The organism is Neolewinella agarilytica (assembly GCF_900110645.1).
Classification (GTDB): domain Bacteria; phylum Bacteroidota; class Bacteroidia; order Chitinophagales; family Saprospiraceae; genus Neolewinella; species Neolewinella agarilytica.
Map to the genome: position 1 here is coordinate 76,660 of NZ_FOFB01000024.1, position 16,057 is coordinate 92,716.

Here is a 16,057-nt window from a genome sequence, read left to right on the forward strand (position 1 = left end):
CCCTTTATCGTCCTTTTGCTCTTTCCCACAAACGCCCGAACAAGTCTCCCATATCCACGTCCTCGTCGGGGCCGGCACTACGCTGCCAGGCACGGACGGGGTGGACCGTCGTGTCCACCTGCCAGGCGAAGATGTAGCTGGCCGGGTCGTTGGGGTCTTCGGCGATGAGGCCGTAGCGCAGGTCCGCCACCTGTAGATATGCAGCGGTGTCCGTCGGGATAACGTTGTAGTAGTCTTTAGTGAACCAGCGAATGATCCGCAGGTCGCGGTCATTGGCGTAAGGGGCAATCCAGTCGTGATGGCCCTCGATTTCTGTCCAGGGCTCAAAACGGCGCTCTTCATCGAAGAGGCTGTACTGGCTGAAGTAGTACAGGTCTTTGTTGGCATCTTTGGCAGTACCTGACCAGAGTACATTGTTGAGGATGGTAGGGCCAATGATGGTGGCCTCCGCTTCAATGCCGTCAGCGGCGAGCGTGCGGTGTAGTACGTCTTCGACGTTGAAGTAGTTCACGACGGTGAGCGCCAGATAAATCGAAGAGACGATGAGCCCCGCCCGGTTTACCCATGCTCTTTTAACCGAACCCCGCACCTGCGACCGCGCCCAAAGAAGCAGCACGAGAAATGGAATGGTGTAGAGCGGATCCGCCACCGAAATGGTGTTCCAGGCCACCCGGCTTTTCGCCAACGGCTGGAAAATCTGGGTGCCGTAAGCCGTAAAACAATCGAGCAGCGGGTGCGTAACGATGGCCCCAAAGGCCAGTAAAGTCCAGCCCAGCCAGCCGGTATTAGGTGTTTTGTCCGGAAAGCCCCGCAGCCAGCGAATACCGCCTACGCCCAGAAAAATGCTGGCAAAAACCAGCGTGATCACCGTCACAATCTGGGGGATATTGTAAATCTCAATCGGCATCAGGTAACTGCCAACGAGCAAAACGACGAAAAACTCCAGTAGCAGCGCAGGCCAGATCCACCGGCTTTTTATGGGCCCTTCCCTGCCGCCGTAAAACCGGTGAATGGCCAGCCCTACGGCAGGAGCAATCAGCACCGCAAAGGCCAGGCTATGCGTAAATGCCCGGTGATAAGCCAGCGCACTCATCGGGTCGCTAACGGTATTGGCGAAAACGTCGAGGTCGGGCAACGTACCACAAATGCCACCCCATAGCATGGCTCGGTTACCGACCTTGCGGCCCAAAACTGCCTCGCCTACGGCGGCGCCCAAAACGATCTGCGTGAGAGAATCCATGCAGGAGGAAAGGAGCAGTGTGGTAAAAGGTTGGGTTTGTGGCGAAGAAACCCTTTGTAGAAGAAGATTAAGGTGTTCTGCGCAGGTATTTCTCCGGCACGGCCTCAGTTAACCAGACTCCGTTATCTGAACGATAGAAGAGATACCCGTCAGCGGCCATTTGGGCGGCGTCCACGATCAAGACTACGGGCTTGCCGTGGCGACTACCCACCTTAGTGGCCGTTTCCTGCTCATGGCTCAAATGAACGTGCTGTCGCTTGCGTTTTTCCAGTCCGGTTCTCAGGATGGAGGCCACGGCGGTCGTCGCCGTTCCGTGGTAGAGCATGTCGGGGGGCTGGACGGGTTTCATCTGCAGGTCGACGTTGAGGCTGTGCCCCTGATTAGCCCGGATTTTTCGGCCATCGTCACTGAAACGGAAGCGTTGTTTATTGTTTTCGGCAACGATTAGATCCAGTTCCGAACGATTGAGCGGAGTACCATCCTGGGTCATCAGGCGGAGTAGATCGTCTACCTCCGCCCAGCCATTGGCATCAAGTGTAAGGCCAATAGCCTGGGGTTTATGGCGGAGAACCAGGCTGATTTTCCGGCTGGTACGAATGAGTTGTTTAGGGTGCATGATTTAGTTTGTTTAGTTACTAAACTAAGCTTGTTCTGTAAAAGTTGCAGCTCCTCTTTTTTGCGCGGTCGCAGGATGCAGAGCAGAGCTTGAAAAGAGCAAACTAAAACAACAAATAAGTCTATTTTAAAACATTTTGTTATTAAAAAAGCATTTGCTATCTTCGCCCTATCGCTAAAGAGGATTCCAGTTTCTGTACTCCAAAACCAGGACCTCGAAGCGTCTCAAAACCGGAGCGCAGCGGAGGCCTTTTGAGCCTTTTGAGCGTCCGGTAGATCCGAAAGACTACGAATCAACAGCAGTAAATGACCGACGATACCGCTACACAGAATGGCCAGTCAGCCGATGACGACAAAGTAACGACCCTGAAGGGGATGTACGAGGATTACTTCCTTGATTACGCCAGCTACGTGATTCTGGAACGAGCCGTACCTTCCATTGAGGACGGACTCAAGCCCGTGCAGCGTCGTATTCTGCACGCTCTGAACGAGATGCACGATGGTCGTTACCACAAGGTGGCTAACGTGATCGGACAAACCATGCAGTATCACCCTCACGGAGACGCTGCCATTGGCGATGCTCTGGTGGGGCTGGGGCAAAAAGGGCTGTTGATTGATCCACAGGGGAACTGGGGTAACACCTTAACCGGTGACTCCGCCGCCGCGAGCCGTTACATTGAGGCCCGACTGACCAAGTTCGCCACCGAAGTGGTCTTCAACCCACAAACCACCCAATGGCAGGTGAGCTACGACGGGCGGAAGCGGGAGCCGATCAATCTGCCGGCTAAGTTTCCGCTCTTATTGGCGCAGGGCACCGAAGGCATTGCCGTAGGTCTGAGCACGAAGATCATGCCCCATAACTTCATTGAGATCTGCCGCGAAAGCATCAAGATCCTGGAGGGAAAGAAACCCAAGCTCTACCCGGACTTTCCTACCGGCGGTACGGTAGACGTAAGCGATTACCAGTGGGGTAAGCGCGGGGGAAAGATCAAGATCAGAGCGACGATTGAAAAGATCGACAACAAGTTCATCGCCATTCGGGAGCTTCCCTATGGCATGACAACCCAATCGCTGATTGACAGTATTCTCAAGGCCAACGACAAGGGTAAGATCAAGGTTAAAAAAGTACAGGATAACACGGCTGCGGAAGTGGAAATCCTGATCGAGCTGGCTACCGGCATCAGCCCTGATGTTACCATCGACGCGCTCTACGCCTTTACCAACTGCGAGCTGTCTGTTTCTCCTAACGCCTGTATCATTATCGGAGGTGACAAGCCTCACTTCGTCTCTGTACTTGACATTCTGGAGCACATCACGCATCAAACCCGTGATTTGCTGAAGATGGAATTGATGATCAAGCAGAAGGAGCTGGAGGAAAAGCTACACTTCGCCAGTCTGGAAAAAGTCTTCATCAAAGAGCGCATCTATCGCGATATTGAAGAAGCGGAAGACTTCCCCGAGGTGCTTGACATCATCCGCGAAGGGTTGGAAAAGTACTTCCGTGACCCCAACGAAAAGGCCAAAAAGGGAGATACCCGAATGCAATTGTTGCGGGCAATCTCTGACGATGACATCATTCGCCTGACGGAGATCCGGATCAAGCGCATCTCAAAGTATAACAGCTTTGCTGCTGATGAGCGGATCGCTAAACTGGAAGAGGAACTTAAGCAGGTCAAGCACGACCTGGAACACCTGACGGAATACACCATTGCCTGGTACCAGCACCTGCTCGACAAGTACGGCAAAGGCTGGGAGCGGAAGACGAAAATTGGCACCTTTGAAAAAGTGAAAGTTGCCGCTGTTGCCGCTAACAATGCCAAGCTCTACGTTGACCGCAAAGAGGGCTTTATCGGGATGGGCCTCAAGAAGGAAGAGTTCGTGGCGGAATGCTCGGATATTGACGACGTGATTGTCATCCGAAAGGATGGCAAACTGATGGTCACCCGTATTGCGGATAAGACCTTCGTGGGTAAGAATATCATTCACGTGGGCGTCTGGAAAAAAGGAGATGAACGGACGACCTACAACATGGTCTACCTGGACGGCAAAACCGGCCGTGCGATGGGCAAGCGTTTTAACGTCAAGGCCATTACCCGGGATCGGGAGTATGACCTGACCAAGGGCGCGAGGGGATCCAAGCTGCTCTACTTTAGCGCAAACCCTAACGGTGAGGCGGAGATTGTGAACGTACTGTTGAGCCCCGCCAGTAAGGCGCGGGTGAAAGACTTCGATTTTGACTTCGCTGAACTGGCGATCAAAGGCCGGGCCTCCGGCGGTAATATCGTGACGCGCTACCCGGTCAGAAAAGTAACCCTGAAGGAAGCGGGTAAGAGTACGCTCGGGGCACTGAAAGTCTGGATGGACGAAGTATCCGGTCGTCTGAATCTCGAAGAGCGCGGCCGCCTGCTCGGCGGCTTTGACACCGGGGACTTGCTGCTGGTGATCAACCACGATGGTACTTACGAACGGGAAGAACTGGACATGAGCCGTCGTTATGACCCCAAAGCCCTGTTCTTCATCGGTAAATATCAGGACGACATGGTCGTCAGTGCCGTCTATCATGAAGGGGAGCGCAAGGTCACCCTGGTGAAACGTTTCCAGATTGAAACGAGCTCTCCCGGGCAAAAATTCAGCTTTACTTCGGATCATCGGCAGACGAAGCTATACCTGGCCACCCTCCACCCGGAGCCGGAAGTGGAAATCTCCTGGCGGGAGAAAAAAGAGAAGAAAACCAAGGTGATTCAGTTAGCCGAATTCATTGACGTGAAGGGGTGGAAATCGTTAGGCAACAAGCTGCACGACGGTAAGCTCGTTACGGTGAAGGAGCTCAATGAACCCTATGTGCCTAAGGTTCGGGAGGTTACCGTGAAAGCAACAAAGAAAGCCGCCCCTAAACAAGAAGAAAGTGGTGGTATTAAGCCAGGGGATACGATTGAGCTGGACTTTTAGATTGTTACTTTGGTTGAGATGCCGTGCGTCGAAATTAGAATCGACGCACGGTATCTCAACTAAAGACCAACTATCTTCGCCCCGCAAAAGAATAAGCCATGACCGCCGATATCATCTTCCAGCATTTTCCTGAGCTCACTGAGCGGCAACGCGAGCAATTCGAAGCTCTGGATGCCTTATACCGGGATTGGAATTCCAAGATTAATGTTATCAGCCGAAAGGACATTGATAACCTCTACGTGAATCACGTATTGCACAGTTTAGCCATCGCTAAAGTGGTGCGCTTCGTGCCCGGCGCTAAAGTACTGGACCTGGGCACCGGAGGCGGCTTCCCCGGCATTCCGCTGGCGATCATGTTTCCGGAGACAGACTTTCATCTGGTAGATGGTATTGCTAAAAAAATACGCGTCTGTAATGAGGTCATCCAGGTCATCGGGTTGACCAACTGCCGGGCCGAGCAAAAGCGGGCCGAAGAGATCAAGAAGCCTGCCTATGACTTCGTCGTCACGCGAGCCGTTGCTAAGATCGATAAGTTAGCCGAGTGGAGCATGAAACTCATTGCCCGTAAGCAGCGGCATGCGCTGCCCAATGGCATCCTGGCGTTGAAGGGAGTAGGGCTAACGGAGGAAATGTCTGCTCTGCCCAAAGGAGCTTACCTGGAAGAACATCCCATCAAGGAGATGTTTCCGGAGCACGACTTCTTCGAAGTGAAGGCCGTGGTATACCTGCAGTACTAGCAAATATCAGGGTTCTGATTGCAAATAAGAGGAACCAAACCTGCAACCTGCATTTTGCAACCCACAACTTGCAACCTGCAACCTGCTTACATATACCCCAATGCCATCACAAGGAAGGTCAGCATAAACGGCATCGCTACCCAAAACCACTGATTCATAAACATCAGCATCAGGATGAAAATGACAAGGAATACCAGAAAAAGCATCCAGTTACGGCGGGTCTCTGCGGGAGTGTAGTGGCTGGTAGGCATGGGGGATATAATTTGAGGGCAAAGATAGGGGTTTTAGTCGGTAGACGGTAGTGTTGTAGACGGTAGTTGTAGTCTATAGTCGGTAGAATAGCCCCAATCTGAATTTTCTACTACCTACCGTCTACAGATCTACCGTCTACAACACTACCGACTACTAATATCCCACCTCTTCCGCCGCCGCCTCATCCAGGAACCAGTGCAGCTTACCACTCGTAGGTTGGATGTGGGCTACGGGGTAAACTTCCGCTCCATGCTCTTTATTAAGGATCTGTGCCACACGTTGGGTCTTACCGCTGCCGGTGACCAGGAAGGCAATTTCGTCGGAAGCATTGAGTACGGGGCCCGTCATCGTTACGCGCTTTTGCCCGCTTTCCGGGTGAGTAGCTACGGCGCAGATACGATCATCAGTAAGCAGCTCTTTCATGTTGGCGGGGAAGATGGAGGCCGTGTGGCCGTCTCCGCCCATCCCGAGCATATTGAGATCTAAAATGGGTAAGCCGTCGGAGTTGGCAGGCAGTAGTTTTATCATCAACTCGCCGTAGGCAATAGCTGCATCTTCCGGGCTGAGTTCCGTATTGACGGCGTGCACCTGGCTGGGAACGACCGGCACGTGATCAAAGAGGAGTTTCTGCACTTCGCCATAGTTGCTTTCCGGATCGTCGTGGGGCACACAGCGCTCATCTCCCCAGAAGAAGTGGATGCGCTGCCAGTCGATTTTGTCCTTGTACTCCTCCACGAGAAGTTTGAACAAAAGCTTTGGGGTACTTCCACCGGACAGGGCCCAAAAGAAAGGGCCGTTCGGTTTTTCGGCCATTCGCTTTACGAGGTGGTCGGCAAAAGCGCGGGCAACGGCGGGGCCGTCAGGGAGTACGTGAAAGGAAGGAGTGGTAGACATGAGTTTGTGTTTGTATCGCCGGCTGAAGCCGGCGGAAGATGTTTTCCGCCGACTTCAGTCGGCGGTGCAAGGCATCAAAGCCCCCGGACGAAATCTAATAGCTTACCTTCTTCCCACTGGTCAGCCATCAGCTGATAGCCGACCGGCAGGTGGCCGTCGGTAGCGACCGGGATGGCCACGGCGGGCAAGCCCGCCAGGTTCGCCATCACCGTATAGATATCAGCCAGGTAGTTGGCTACGGGGTCATCAACCTGTTCACCAACGGGCCAGGGCAGGCTGGGGCTGACGGGCATGAGGATGAAGTCGTGTACATCGAGAATGCCCTGCAACTGATCGCGGATCAACCGGCGGACTTTCTGCGCCTTGCCGTAGTAAGCATCATAATAGCCGCTGCTGAGCACGAAGGTGCCGAGCAAAATTCGCCGTTGTACCTCGGTGCCAAAGCCTTCGGAACGGCTTTTGGTGTAGGTCTCGGTTAAGTCACTCGCCTCCGGGCTGCGATAGCCGTAACGCATGCCGTCGAATCGGCTAAGGTTACTGCTGGCCTCAGCGGTAGTGAGCACGTAGTAAGTAGGTACGACGTAGTCGAAGTAATTAAAGGAAACAGGTACGAGCTTATGCCCGGCCGCTTCGAGATCCTGAATGGCCTTAGCCGTGGCGGCCCGGATGGCGGGGTCGATGGCGTCGCTGTTGAGCGTCTCCTCGAAGTAGGCGATGCTTTGGGGAGATCTTACTACGTCAGACTTACTGTAAAGCGGCACAGCTTTGTTGGGGGCCGTAGCGTCGAAAGCATCAGAGCCGGCGCTGATTTCCAGAGCGAGGGCGATGTCCTGGGGCTGTCGACTCAGGTAGCCGATCTGGTCAAAAGAGGAGCCGTAGGCGATGAGGCCGTGGCGGCTGATGCGGCCGTAGGTCGGCTTAAAACCGTAGAGCCCGCAAAAAGAAGCCGGCTGGCGGACGGAGCCGCCGGTGCTGGAGCCCATCGCCAGCAGGCAGGTGCCTGCCTGTACGGAGACCGCTGCTCCGCCCGAGCTGCCGCCGGGAACGCGGGCCGGATCGGCCGCATTGCGCGTCGGGCCGTAGTGGCTGTTTTCGTTGCCGGAGCCCATGGCGAACTCGTCGCAGTTGGTCCGGCCAATGACGATGGCGTCTTCGTCGAGCAGTCGTTGCAGTGCGGTAGCGGTGTAGGGCGCTACGAAGTCTTCCAGCATCCGGGAGCCGGCACTTACCCCATGGCCTGCGTAGCAGACTACGTCTTTGATGCTAAGGACTACCCCCGCTAATTTACCCATCCTTGCACCCTGCGTCCGCGCCTCATCCTGTCGCGTAGCCTCCCGCAAGGCATCCTCCCCATAGACATCCACGTAGATATTCAGGTGACGTTCTTCTTCAATCCGATTCAGGTAGTGGCGCACGATTTGTACGGTCGTCACGGAACCGGCCTCGATGGCCGATTGGGTAGCTTTTATGGACGTTAGGTCTGCAATGCTCATGGGGCAAAGGTAAAACACAAGGCGCGGGAAAATGGGTGGGGTTTAGCGGATTTTACGATTCCTTTTAGCCGACTGAAGTCGGTGCTGTGTTACGAAGCTCTTCGAGCTAATTTTACGTGACGGCAGCTCGAAGAGCTTCGTAACACAGCACCGGTTTTAACCGGAAATGATTGCGCAGGAAATAGGTCAATTTGTTCATGACAGGCCTTTCCAACGCCACCAAAATCCCATCATCCCGGCCCGCATGACCATAAAAAAGGTCAGGCAGCCCCACAATCCCCAGTTGCCGTAATGCTGACCGATGGCGTAATAGGACAGCAAATAAGCGGCAAATGCCAGCAGCATCGTTTGCCGCATGGCGCGGGAAGCGGTGAGGCCGATGAAGATGCCATCGAGCAGGTAGCAGGGTGTGGCGAGCAGACAAAACAGTACGATGACCGGCAAAAAGCGGGAAGCTGCCGCAAGGGTTTCCGGGGCGCTGGACGCAGGTGCAAAGAGGGGTAAAATAGCCGTGTTGCCCAGCCCGTAAACCAGTGCGTAGACGCCGGCCAGGCCCATGCCCCAGGCGAAGATCAGCCTGATGGCCCGGCGCAGCGCGCCGGCGTCACCCGCTCCCTGATACCTGCCCACCAGACTCTCAGCGGCGAAGGCGAAGCCATCCACCCCGTAACTGAGCCAGTTAACGAGCTGCAGCAGGATGACGTTGGCCGCCACGACGGAAGTACCTACGTCCAGGGCATTCGCCCGGTTGTAGAAGAAGGCGAAGCTCAGCGTCAGGCAGACCGTGCGGATGAAAATATCCCGGTTGATGCGGATGAAATCGCTCAGGGCCGGGGCGTCCGCAGAAGCAGTTTGCCCGGTATCAGACGCTTCTTCGCGGGTCTTGACCAGTTCCCGCCAGAGGAAGCCCGCTCCGCAAAGGACGCCCAAATACTGCGCACCAACGGTGCCCCAGGCAACCCCCTCAATGCCCCACTCCAGCTGCTGGACCAGGTAATAGCTCAAAGCGGCATTTGCAACGTTGATAATCAGGGTTAGCAGCAACGGGAAGGTCGCGTTCTGCCGCCCGAAGAACCAGCCGAAGAGCACCATTTGCAGCAGCGCCGCGGGCGCTGCCCATAGCCGGATGTAGAAGTATTGATCGACCATGCCGACTTGCCCTTCGCGTAGGTTGAGGAGGAAGTGGGTCAGCTCCGCCAGCGGGTATTGTAAGAGTAGCAGCCCGACGGCGATGATGGCGGCCAGCGCCGCTGCGCGGCGCAGGGTGGCGAGCTGACCGGCTACGTCTTCCCGGCCGAAGGCCTGAGCGGTGATGCCGGTAGTGCTCATCCGCAGGAAGCCGAAGTTCCAGTAGACAAAGTTGAAGGCCATACTGCCGAGCCCTACGGCGGCGATGTGTGCCCCGCTCAGCCCACCCATCAGAATCGTATCATAGCTAGACAGCAGCGGAACCGACAGGTTGCTGAGGATGTTGGGGATGGCGAGGCGGAGGATTTGGCGGTTCATGGGGGGGGGAAGAAGTCTTATCACTTGCTTCTTTGGATTTCAGACAACACACTTTATCGCGTTTTCCCTAGCCGGCAAGCCCACTCAATAAGCACTCGAAGTGATGAATAGGAGTCTACGACTTCTTCGAGTCTATGTTCTCAATAAGCAGGACCTCAAAATAATTACCCTGGAGATGGTCAAAGTCCCTGTCTGAGGTTAATAATGTTGAATTTGTAATTTTTGTAGTCGCTGCAATCCAGAGATCGTTTTTACCCATATTTCTGGCAGAAAAACTAGAAGGCTGATCTAACTTCCCTTGACTAAAGGCATCTATCTCAGCGTAAGCATCCAATAATTCGCCGTAGGTAATTTCAATTACAGCAAGCCTGCCCAAGATTTTTTCAACGATTTTTATTCTCTTGTCACCCCACTTGTTCTTTTGGGCTAAGGCTTTTATTTCCGCAACCGTGACGATTGAAATTATCGCTGTGTTATCACTTGCAAAAGGGCCATAAGTTGTTTCAATTAGTTCTTTCGTGGGGCCATCCTTTAGATAAAAAAGAATGATGTTGGTATCCAGTACTTAGTTCATGAATTTAGTGCTTCCAGTAATTCATCAATAGATTCCTGGACGTCGGCTTCTCTGATTAGCTGATCAAGTTCGCCTTCTTCAAATGGACGATACTCCTGTTCTTTTTTCACTTCATCAAGATCAAATTTCTTTCGCTTTATGTCAGCATATGTCACGAATGGAAAGGGCTTTTCAGTGACCAAGTCAGCCTTTAAGCCCACAAGTGAATCGGTCAGCTGGTCAATAACCTCTTCGTTATTAAGACCTAGTATCAGCTGAATGATGCTTATTTTCTTAGCTTCCAGAGTCATTGTTCGGCTATTTTAGCTTATCTAAAGGTAGGGAACGTTTAATGGTTTTGGTTGGTTGCAGAATCCATCAAGAGAAGATTTTTTCCCAGACACCCGCCTTGCCGACCTTTATTCCGCCACTGAATCCAATACTCCTGAAGATTTTCTTTGGTCCTTTTCAGGTCACTGATGTCGAGTTCGTCTCCTGTCATTAAGGCGGGCGCCAGCTGCTTTTTCCGCTTTTGTAACTCAGGTGCGTGGTTCCAGCCGCCTACATGATCAAAGGAAGTGTACGCTTCGCATTTTGAGTTGACGCGAAGGAAGGGAATCTTTAAGTAATAGGTTACCTCGCCACTACCCATTCCTTCGGTTGACATCGTGATGCCGGCAAAATCGACTTTTGAATATTGCTTCTTGTCATACAGCTCCTTCAATTTATCTCCTACGGCTGCGGACATCTTGTTGGAGAACTGGTGGGCGACGTCTGACCCGTTAATGAATTCGGGGCCGGTGTAGGTGCCTTGACAGGAGGTGTTGGTGCAGGTTATTTGATTACTATTGTTAGTAAATTCTTTTGCGCTGCTGATTTCACCACAGGAACCTAAGATTAGAGTACCAAAAAAGAACACAATAAGGTAGGTAGGCAAAATTGAGCGTATTAGTTTCATTCACTGAGTTCTTTCTGAGTTAGTTGTGCTTTACCTATCGCCATACACTGTTCAATGTTTTTTTGGTTCCACTTTTTCTTTTGTCGTTGCTGTTATTATTAATGGCTAAGTAGTGGGTACATTTCTCAATTGCGTATAAATCTCTAGAATCGTCATCTTCAAAACCGCCAATGATCTTCCAGCCACTTACTTTGGTCCTGTATTTATCGGGTAAATATCTGGGGTGTTCACCAAGTATAGTAGATATCGGTTGAAACGGGTACCTCGCAACCCACACCGGTGTGTCAACTCGCCACCTCCATCAAATAAGCACAAACCAGCGCTCCGTAGGTACCCAGTGCATAGCCGATAACGGCCATGATGGCGCCTACGGGTGCCAATGAAGGGCTGAAGGCAGAAGCGACGACGGGAGCGGAGGCGGCACCGCCTACATTGGCCTGGCTACCCACGGCGACGTAGAAGAAGGGCGCTTTGATGAGCCAGGCGACGAAGAGCAGGATCGTCACGTGAATGATCATCCAGATGAGGCCGATGGCGAAGAGGCCGAGGTTGGAGAAAATGTCTCCGATGTTCATCTGCATACCGATGGTGGCCACGAGGATGTAGATGCAGACGGAGCCCCAGCGGCTGGCACCTACACCCTCCAGCTTACGGATGGGGGTGAAGCTGAAAAGAAAACCAACCGTGGTAGCGATAACTACGAGCCAAAAGAACCCGCTCTTGAGGGTGGTGAGTCGCCAGGCTTCCAGTGTCTCGGAGAACTGACTGAAGAAGGGTGCGAGGAAATCCGCGCCCCAGTGGGCAAGAGCTACGCCGCCGAAGGCCACACCAATCATCTGGAAGGTAGACAGGCTGGTGGGCTCCCGCTTGACGGAAGCGGCGTAGGCCTCCACTTTTTCTTTGAGGTCGGTGATGGCGGAGTTGTCGGCTTTGAGGAGTCGGTCGATCTTGTCGGCCCGGCCCGCGCCAAAGAGCAGGAAGCCTAGCCAGATGTTGGCGACGAGTACATCGACGATGATCATCTGTCCGAAGATGCCGGTTGGCACCTCGAAGATTTCCTTCATGGCGGCCTGGTTGGCGCCGCCGCCGATCCAGCTTCCGGCGATGGTGGAAAGGCCGCGCCAGAGCTCGTCCGGGTTCAGCCCGATGAGGTTCGGGAAGAGGTAAGTGATGATGAGCAACGCAATGGGCCCACCGATGACGATGCTGAAGGTTGCCGCCAGGAACATGACGATGGCCCGGTAGCCGAGGTTCCAGATGCCCTTGAGGTCGATGTTAAGGCAAAGCAGGATCAAACTGGCCGGCAGCAGGTAGCGGCTGGCCATGAAGTAGAGATTGCTGTGGCCTTTGTAGGAGCTGTAGTCGGCAATGCTCAATCCCTGCGCTTCGATGTATTGATTGATCTCGCCGAAGCTCATGCCATCGAGACTGCTGAGTCCGATTTCGCCGGCCAGGGCGGGTTGGTACCAGTCATAGGCGATCAGGCCCAGCGGCCAATGCAGCAGTGCGGGTACGAAATAGCACAGTAGCAGCGTAGGCACGTAGGTGTAAAAGCGTTTCCAGAAAGGGTGCTCGCTGTTGGAGGTCGTGAAGATCGCGGCCAGCACGACCATGAGGAGGCCGAAGACGATGGCATCGTTGGTGAAAAAAGGTTCCATGGGGGGGAAGATAAGGGAGAGGATTCTCGATTCTCGATTCTTGGTTCTCGATTTTTGATTTTGGGGAGCCCAGCAACTAAAAAACTGGGTTAAGCCCGATAGAAGGAAGCTATATTTCCGTTTTGAATTAGGTCCGTTGTTGATCAGACTAGCGAGAACTTAGTGGTATTCTCATTTTTACGAGCTGTTTGTAGGATAGCTGCTTCGCAGCATTTTTTCGGACCAGAGGTCCTCAACCGATAACTGTCCTCAATTTGTGAGGTCTTAGTTTAGAGTGGGTAGGATCTTGCTATTGAGGCATTCATGGCACCTGCGCACCGTCGCCCCTTAAATCCGGCCTCCGGCGTATCTTGTCCCCGTATGATCCAGACTCGTCATCTTTTCCTGCTGTTGTTCCTCTTGCCTGCGCTGCTTCCCGCGGAGTGTATGCCTGGCCCTGCCTTCTATGGTTACCGCTTTCTGAACCCCGCCGTAGTGGAATACGATAGCCGGCTGTCTCCTTTCTACGATGCCTTCCGGCAGTACTACCCGGAGGTTGAAAATAAGAAGGGAGCGGTTACTTATGACGACAATATCATGGAATGGTATGAGCGGTATTGCGAAGGCGTGCAGCCCGGGCATCTGAACGCCATCATCTACGGAAACACGGAAAACGGACTCCAGCGCCTGCTTGCCTTGATCGGGCGAAAAGATGCTAAAGCCGCTGATTTGCCGTCTGGATTCCGGACGAATACCTTCGCCAGCCATCTGCTTAGTTACCGCTGTGAAGAAGTGGTGGAATACCTGCTCTTCGCCAAACGCTGTGAGCCCAACGTGACGGTTCCTACGGAATCAACCCTGCCGCCGCCCGAGAGGAGAAGGGTGGAGATGGAACGGCTGATCAACGAGGGCCTGGATCGCTTTAAAGCCATCGAGAGTCATTACGTACGCCTGCGCTACGCCTACCAGATCGTGCGCCTGGCCCACTACCTGAAAGAGCACGAATACGTGCTGGAACTCTATGATTATCTGATGCCCAAGATTGACGCCAACCCGAGCATCATTTACGACTGGATCGAAGGGCACCGCGCCGGTGCCCTGCAGGCCCTGGGCGATTACCCGCAATCCGCTTACCTCTACAGCCGCATCTTCGAGCGCTGCCCCAGCAAGCGGGAAACGGCCTACCGCAGCTTTAAAATCCGGACCGACGAAGAGTGGCAGGCTGCAAGTAACCTTTGTGCTAACGATCACGAGCGCGCCATGCTGCACGTGCTGCGTGCGCAAAACAGTCGCGCTGTGGTGGTGGCGGAGATGGATAAAATCTATGCTTTTGAACCGGGAAGCATTTCTTTAGAGCCGCTATTGATGCGGGAATTGCTGGAGCTGGAGAAAGATTTGCTCGGGCTGGATTTTAACCCCAATAAGCGAATGAATAAAGCGCGGGCCAGACGCCCTCGCCCGGATGCGGGTAAGCGCCTCGTTGCGCTGCAGGAGTTTGTCAACCGGGCCGTTGACGACGGCAAAACCGCTAACCCGGAACTGTGGCTGCTAGCCCGTGGGGTGATCGAGATGCTGGCCGGCGATTATTTCTACGCGAGGAAGACCTTCGCGGAGCTGTTGGAGAGTGATAGCGATAGTGTCCGCCAGCAAGTGACCATCATGCGGGAAGTGATGAACGTGCTGGCGCTCAACCGGATCAACGATTCGGTAGAAGTGTATTACTACGACCTGCTGAACGATGATGACCTGAGGGCGACTTATCCTTCCCTCCGGCCGTTAGTAAATGACAAGCTGGAGGCCATCTATTACCGCACCGGGCATCCGGGCAAAGCCACGTTGATGCAGTATGGCTTTGATGACCTGCGCAAGAACCCTGACCTCAGCTACATAAAGGAGTTGGAGAATATGGGCGACAGCCTGTTGGGCAACCGTTTTGATAAACTTTTACTTGCTTCGAGGGTAGGCGAATATCCTAAAGACGATATCAATCACTTATTGGGCGTGTATTATTTGCAACGTGGCCAATGGGAGTCAGCTTTGGAAGTGTTTCAGCGTATCCCGACGGCGCGACGTGATTCCTACGGGGTTTATGCACCCTTCGTTAAGCAGTTCAAAGACCGGGTCAATTTCCGCCCTTCCGCCAGTATTGCGACCTATAATAAAGTAGACCTGCTGGAACGGCTCCTCAGCCTCGAAGACGACGCTCGCCGAAGCCTTAATGACACCATTGCGGCGCGCAACTACTTCAACATCGGCCTGGCACACTACAACATGAGCTACTACAGCTATAACTGGCGGATGGCGGATAATTTCCGTTCCGGCAGCAGCGGCTACCGGGCGGCCACAGCCAGAAACGCCACTACGGTCTTTTCTCATCCGGATGCACCCGTGGGTAACCGCGAGAACTTCAGCATGGACCGCGCCCGTTACTATTTTGAGCGCGCGCTATCGCGCGCACCCAGCCGCGAAGCCGCCGCCGAAGCCACCTACTTTCTGGCCAAGACTGAGCGCAACCAGCACTACGCGGCGGGGAAGCCGGGCGGCGCCCGGCCCTTCAACTATTTCCGCCTCCTGAGAGATGAATATAACGATACCCGCTTTTACCAGACGGCGGTGGAGGAGTGTCGGACTTTTGCCTGGTTTGTGGGGCGGTGAGGGTTAAAGGTGCTGGGGATTTGCCTGGAATCCCAGCTATTCATTTTTCGGGAACTCTAAATGACGTTGTTTAAATTTAGATAAGAACGTCTGAAAGGTAGCTTTATCTGTAAGCGCTAGATTACTATCATCAATTCGGCTCATTTTTATCGGTTGGCCATTGATACTATCATGAATTATTGCCCCATTATTGTCTAAGAATTCAATTTCTCCATTTAGTACTTGATGACCGTACTTATTCAGTATTAAGCTATTGTTTTTGATCTGGTGGGACACATCTACAATCATTAACAATTCGCTGTTGAAAACGTATATCGTGTCGGGCTGAATGTACATTTCCCAGTACATTCCCCCATTCATAAATTGCCAGCCTCCGGCTAAGTCTGAATTGTATTCCCCACAACTAGATAGAAAGACTAATAGTATTAATATAAGTCTGTTTTTCATTGTGAAGATGTGGTAAATCAAAAAGCGGCGGTGTATCAAATGTAAGGGTGAGAAGCTAGGTTTCGCTTCCATATGAAATAACGGATTGCCGATACATGATTATCAAAATCTTTTGAGAAAC

General features: G+C 53.2%; 14 protein-coding genes. 3 read left to right on the forward strand and 11 right to left on the reverse strand.

What is annotated here, in order from left to right; genetic code table 11:
* Positions 1-4 precede the first annotated feature (4 nt).
* Both BM123_RS18620 and BM123_RS18625 read right to left on the reverse strand, forming a co-directional pair.
* On the reverse strand, positions 5-1,240 hold the full coding sequence (locus BM123_RS18620; RefSeq protein ID WP_090171673.1) for a metal-dependent hydrolase: 1,236 nt from the start codon (positions 1,238-1,240) through the stop codon (positions 5-7).
* A gap of 67 nt (positions 1,241-1,307) precedes the next feature.
* Positions 1,308-1,856: an RNA 2'-phosphotransferase gene (locus tag BM123_RS18625; RefSeq protein ID WP_090171675.1), complete on the reverse strand. Its 549-nt coding sequence runs from the start codon at positions 1,854-1,856 to the stop codon at positions 1,308-1,310.
* Positions 1,857-2,161: 305 nt separating this feature from the next.
* Between BM123_RS18625 and BM123_RS18630 the strand changes: the two genes are divergently transcribed.
* A complete protein-coding gene (locus tag BM123_RS18630; protein WP_090171678.1) occupies positions 2,162-4,804 on the forward strand; it encodes a DNA gyrase/topoisomerase IV subunit A in 2,643 nt (880 codons plus the stop codon).
* 98 nt (positions 4,805-4,902) lie between these two features.
* A complete protein-coding gene (rsmG, locus tag BM123_RS18635) occupies positions 4,903-5,541 on the forward strand; it encodes a 16S rRNA (guanine(527)-N(7))-methyltransferase RsmG (RefSeq protein ID WP_090171679.1) in 639 nt (212 codons plus the stop codon).
* An 86-nt stretch (positions 5,542-5,627) separates the two neighbouring features.
* Here the strand turns inward: rsmG and BM123_RS24295 are convergent, their stop codons facing one another.
* The 8 genes from BM123_RS24295 to BM123_RS18670 form a co-directional block, all read right to left on the reverse strand.
* Positions 5,628-5,792 (reverse strand): hypothetical protein, encoded by a 165-nt coding sequence (locus BM123_RS24295; RefSeq protein ID WP_175489459.1) that lies wholly within the window; start codon positions 5,790-5,792, stop codon positions 5,628-5,630.
* A gap of 154 nt (positions 5,793-5,946) precedes the next feature.
* Positions 5,947-6,687, reverse strand: a complete 741-nt coding sequence (gene pgl, locus BM123_RS18640) for a 6-phosphogluconolactonase (protein ID WP_090171705.1) — start codon at positions 6,685-6,687, stop codon at positions 5,947-5,949.
* 74 nt (positions 6,688-6,761) lie between these two features.
* Positions 6,762-8,180: an Asp-tRNA(Asn)/Glu-tRNA(Gln) amidotransferase subunit GatA gene (gene gatA, locus BM123_RS18645; RefSeq protein ID WP_090171725.1), complete on the reverse strand. Its 1,419-nt coding sequence runs from the start codon at positions 8,178-8,180 to the stop codon at positions 6,762-6,764.
* 195 nt (positions 8,181-8,375) lie between these two features.
* On the reverse strand, positions 8,376-9,686 hold the full coding sequence (locus BM123_RS18650; RefSeq protein ID WP_090171707.1) for an MATE family efflux transporter: 1,311 nt from the start codon (positions 9,684-9,686) through the stop codon (positions 8,376-8,378).
* 115 nt (positions 9,687-9,801) lie between these two features.
* Positions 9,802-10,248 (reverse strand): type II toxin-antitoxin system VapC family toxin, encoded by a 447-nt coding sequence (locus BM123_RS24945; protein WP_090171709.1) that lies wholly within the window; start codon positions 10,246-10,248, stop codon positions 9,802-9,804.
* Between the two features lie 8 nt (positions 10,249-10,256).
* The gene (locus BM123_RS18660; RefSeq protein ID WP_090171711.1) at positions 10,257-10,550 is read right to left on the reverse strand and encodes a hypothetical protein; all 294 of its coding nucleotides are present in this window, start codon (positions 10,548-10,550) and stop codon (positions 10,257-10,259) included.
* A 38-nt stretch (positions 10,551-10,588) separates the two neighbouring features.
* Entirely contained in the window at positions 10,589-11,197 is a 609-nt protein-coding gene (locus tag BM123_RS18665; RefSeq protein ID WP_139211946.1) for a hypothetical protein, read from the reverse strand.
* A gap of 284 nt (positions 11,198-11,481) precedes the next feature.
* A complete protein-coding gene (locus BM123_RS18670; RefSeq protein WP_090171715.1) occupies positions 11,482-12,855 on the reverse strand; it encodes a DUF819 family protein in 1,374 nt (457 codons plus the stop codon).
* A 360-nt stretch (positions 12,856-13,215) separates the two neighbouring features.
* Here BM123_RS18670 and BM123_RS18675 point away from each other — a divergent pair, with 360 nt between their 5' ends.
* Positions 13,216-15,489, forward strand: coding sequence for a hypothetical protein (locus BM123_RS18675; protein ID WP_090171717.1), 2,274 nt, complete (start codon positions 13,216-13,218; stop codon positions 15,487-15,489).
* A gap of 36 nt (positions 15,490-15,525) precedes the next feature.
* Here the strand turns inward: BM123_RS18675 and BM123_RS18680 are convergent, their stop codons facing one another.
* A complete protein-coding gene (locus BM123_RS18680) occupies positions 15,526-15,936 on the reverse strand; it encodes a hypothetical protein (RefSeq protein WP_139211947.1) in 411 nt (136 codons plus the stop codon).
* Positions 15,937-16,057: the final 121 nt, after the last annotated feature.

Excerpts from the sequence above, each read along its gene's own strand:
- BM123_RS18665 (WP_139211946.1), bottom strand. The coding sequence starts at position 11,197 with ATGAAACTAATACGCTCAATTTTGCCTACCTACCTTATTGTGTTCTTT.
- gatA (WP_090171725.1), bottom strand. The coding sequence starts at position 8,180 with ATGAGCATTGCAGACCTAACGTCCATAAAAGCTACCCAATCGGCCATC.
- pgl (WP_090171705.1), bottom strand. The coding sequence starts at position 6,687 with ATGTCTACCACTCCTTCCTTTCACGTACTCCCTGACGGCCCCGCCGTT.
- BM123_RS18630 (WP_090171678.1), top strand. The coding sequence starts at position 2,162 with ATGACCGACGATACCGCTACACAGAATGGCCAGTCAGCCGATGACGAC.
- BM123_RS18660 (WP_090171711.1), bottom strand. The coding sequence starts at position 10,550 with ATGACTCTGGAAGCTAAGAAAATAAGCATCATTCAGCTGATACTAGGT.
- BM123_RS18620 (WP_090171673.1), bottom strand. The coding sequence starts at position 1,240 with ATGGATTCTCTCACGCAGATCGTTTTGGGCGCCGCCGTAGGCGAGGCA.
- BM123_RS18625 (WP_090171675.1), bottom strand. The coding sequence starts at position 1,856 with ATGCACCCTAAACAACTCATTCGTACCAGCCGGAAAATCAGCCTGGTT.
- BM123_RS18650 (WP_090171707.1), bottom strand. The coding sequence starts at position 9,686 with ATGAACCGCCAAATCCTCCGCCTCGCCATCCCCAACATCCTCAGCAAC.
- BM123_RS18670 (WP_090171715.1), bottom strand. The coding sequence starts at position 12,855 with ATGGAACCTTTTTTCACCAACGATGCCATCGTCTTCGGCCTCCTCATG.
- BM123_RS18675 (WP_090171717.1), top strand. The coding sequence starts at position 13,216 with ATGATCCAGACTCGTCATCTTTTCCTGCTGTTGTTCCTCTTGCCTGCG.
- rsmG (WP_090171679.1), top strand. The coding sequence starts at position 4,903 with ATGACCGCCGATATCATCTTCCAGCATTTTCCTGAGCTCACTGAGCGG.
- BM123_RS24295 (WP_175489459.1), bottom strand. The coding sequence starts at position 5,792 with ATGCCTACCAGCCACTACACTCCCGCAGAGACCCGCCGTAACTGGATG.
- BM123_RS18680 (WP_139211947.1), bottom strand. The coding sequence starts at position 15,936 with ATGAAAAACAGACTTATATTAATACTATTAGTCTTTCTATCTAGTTGT.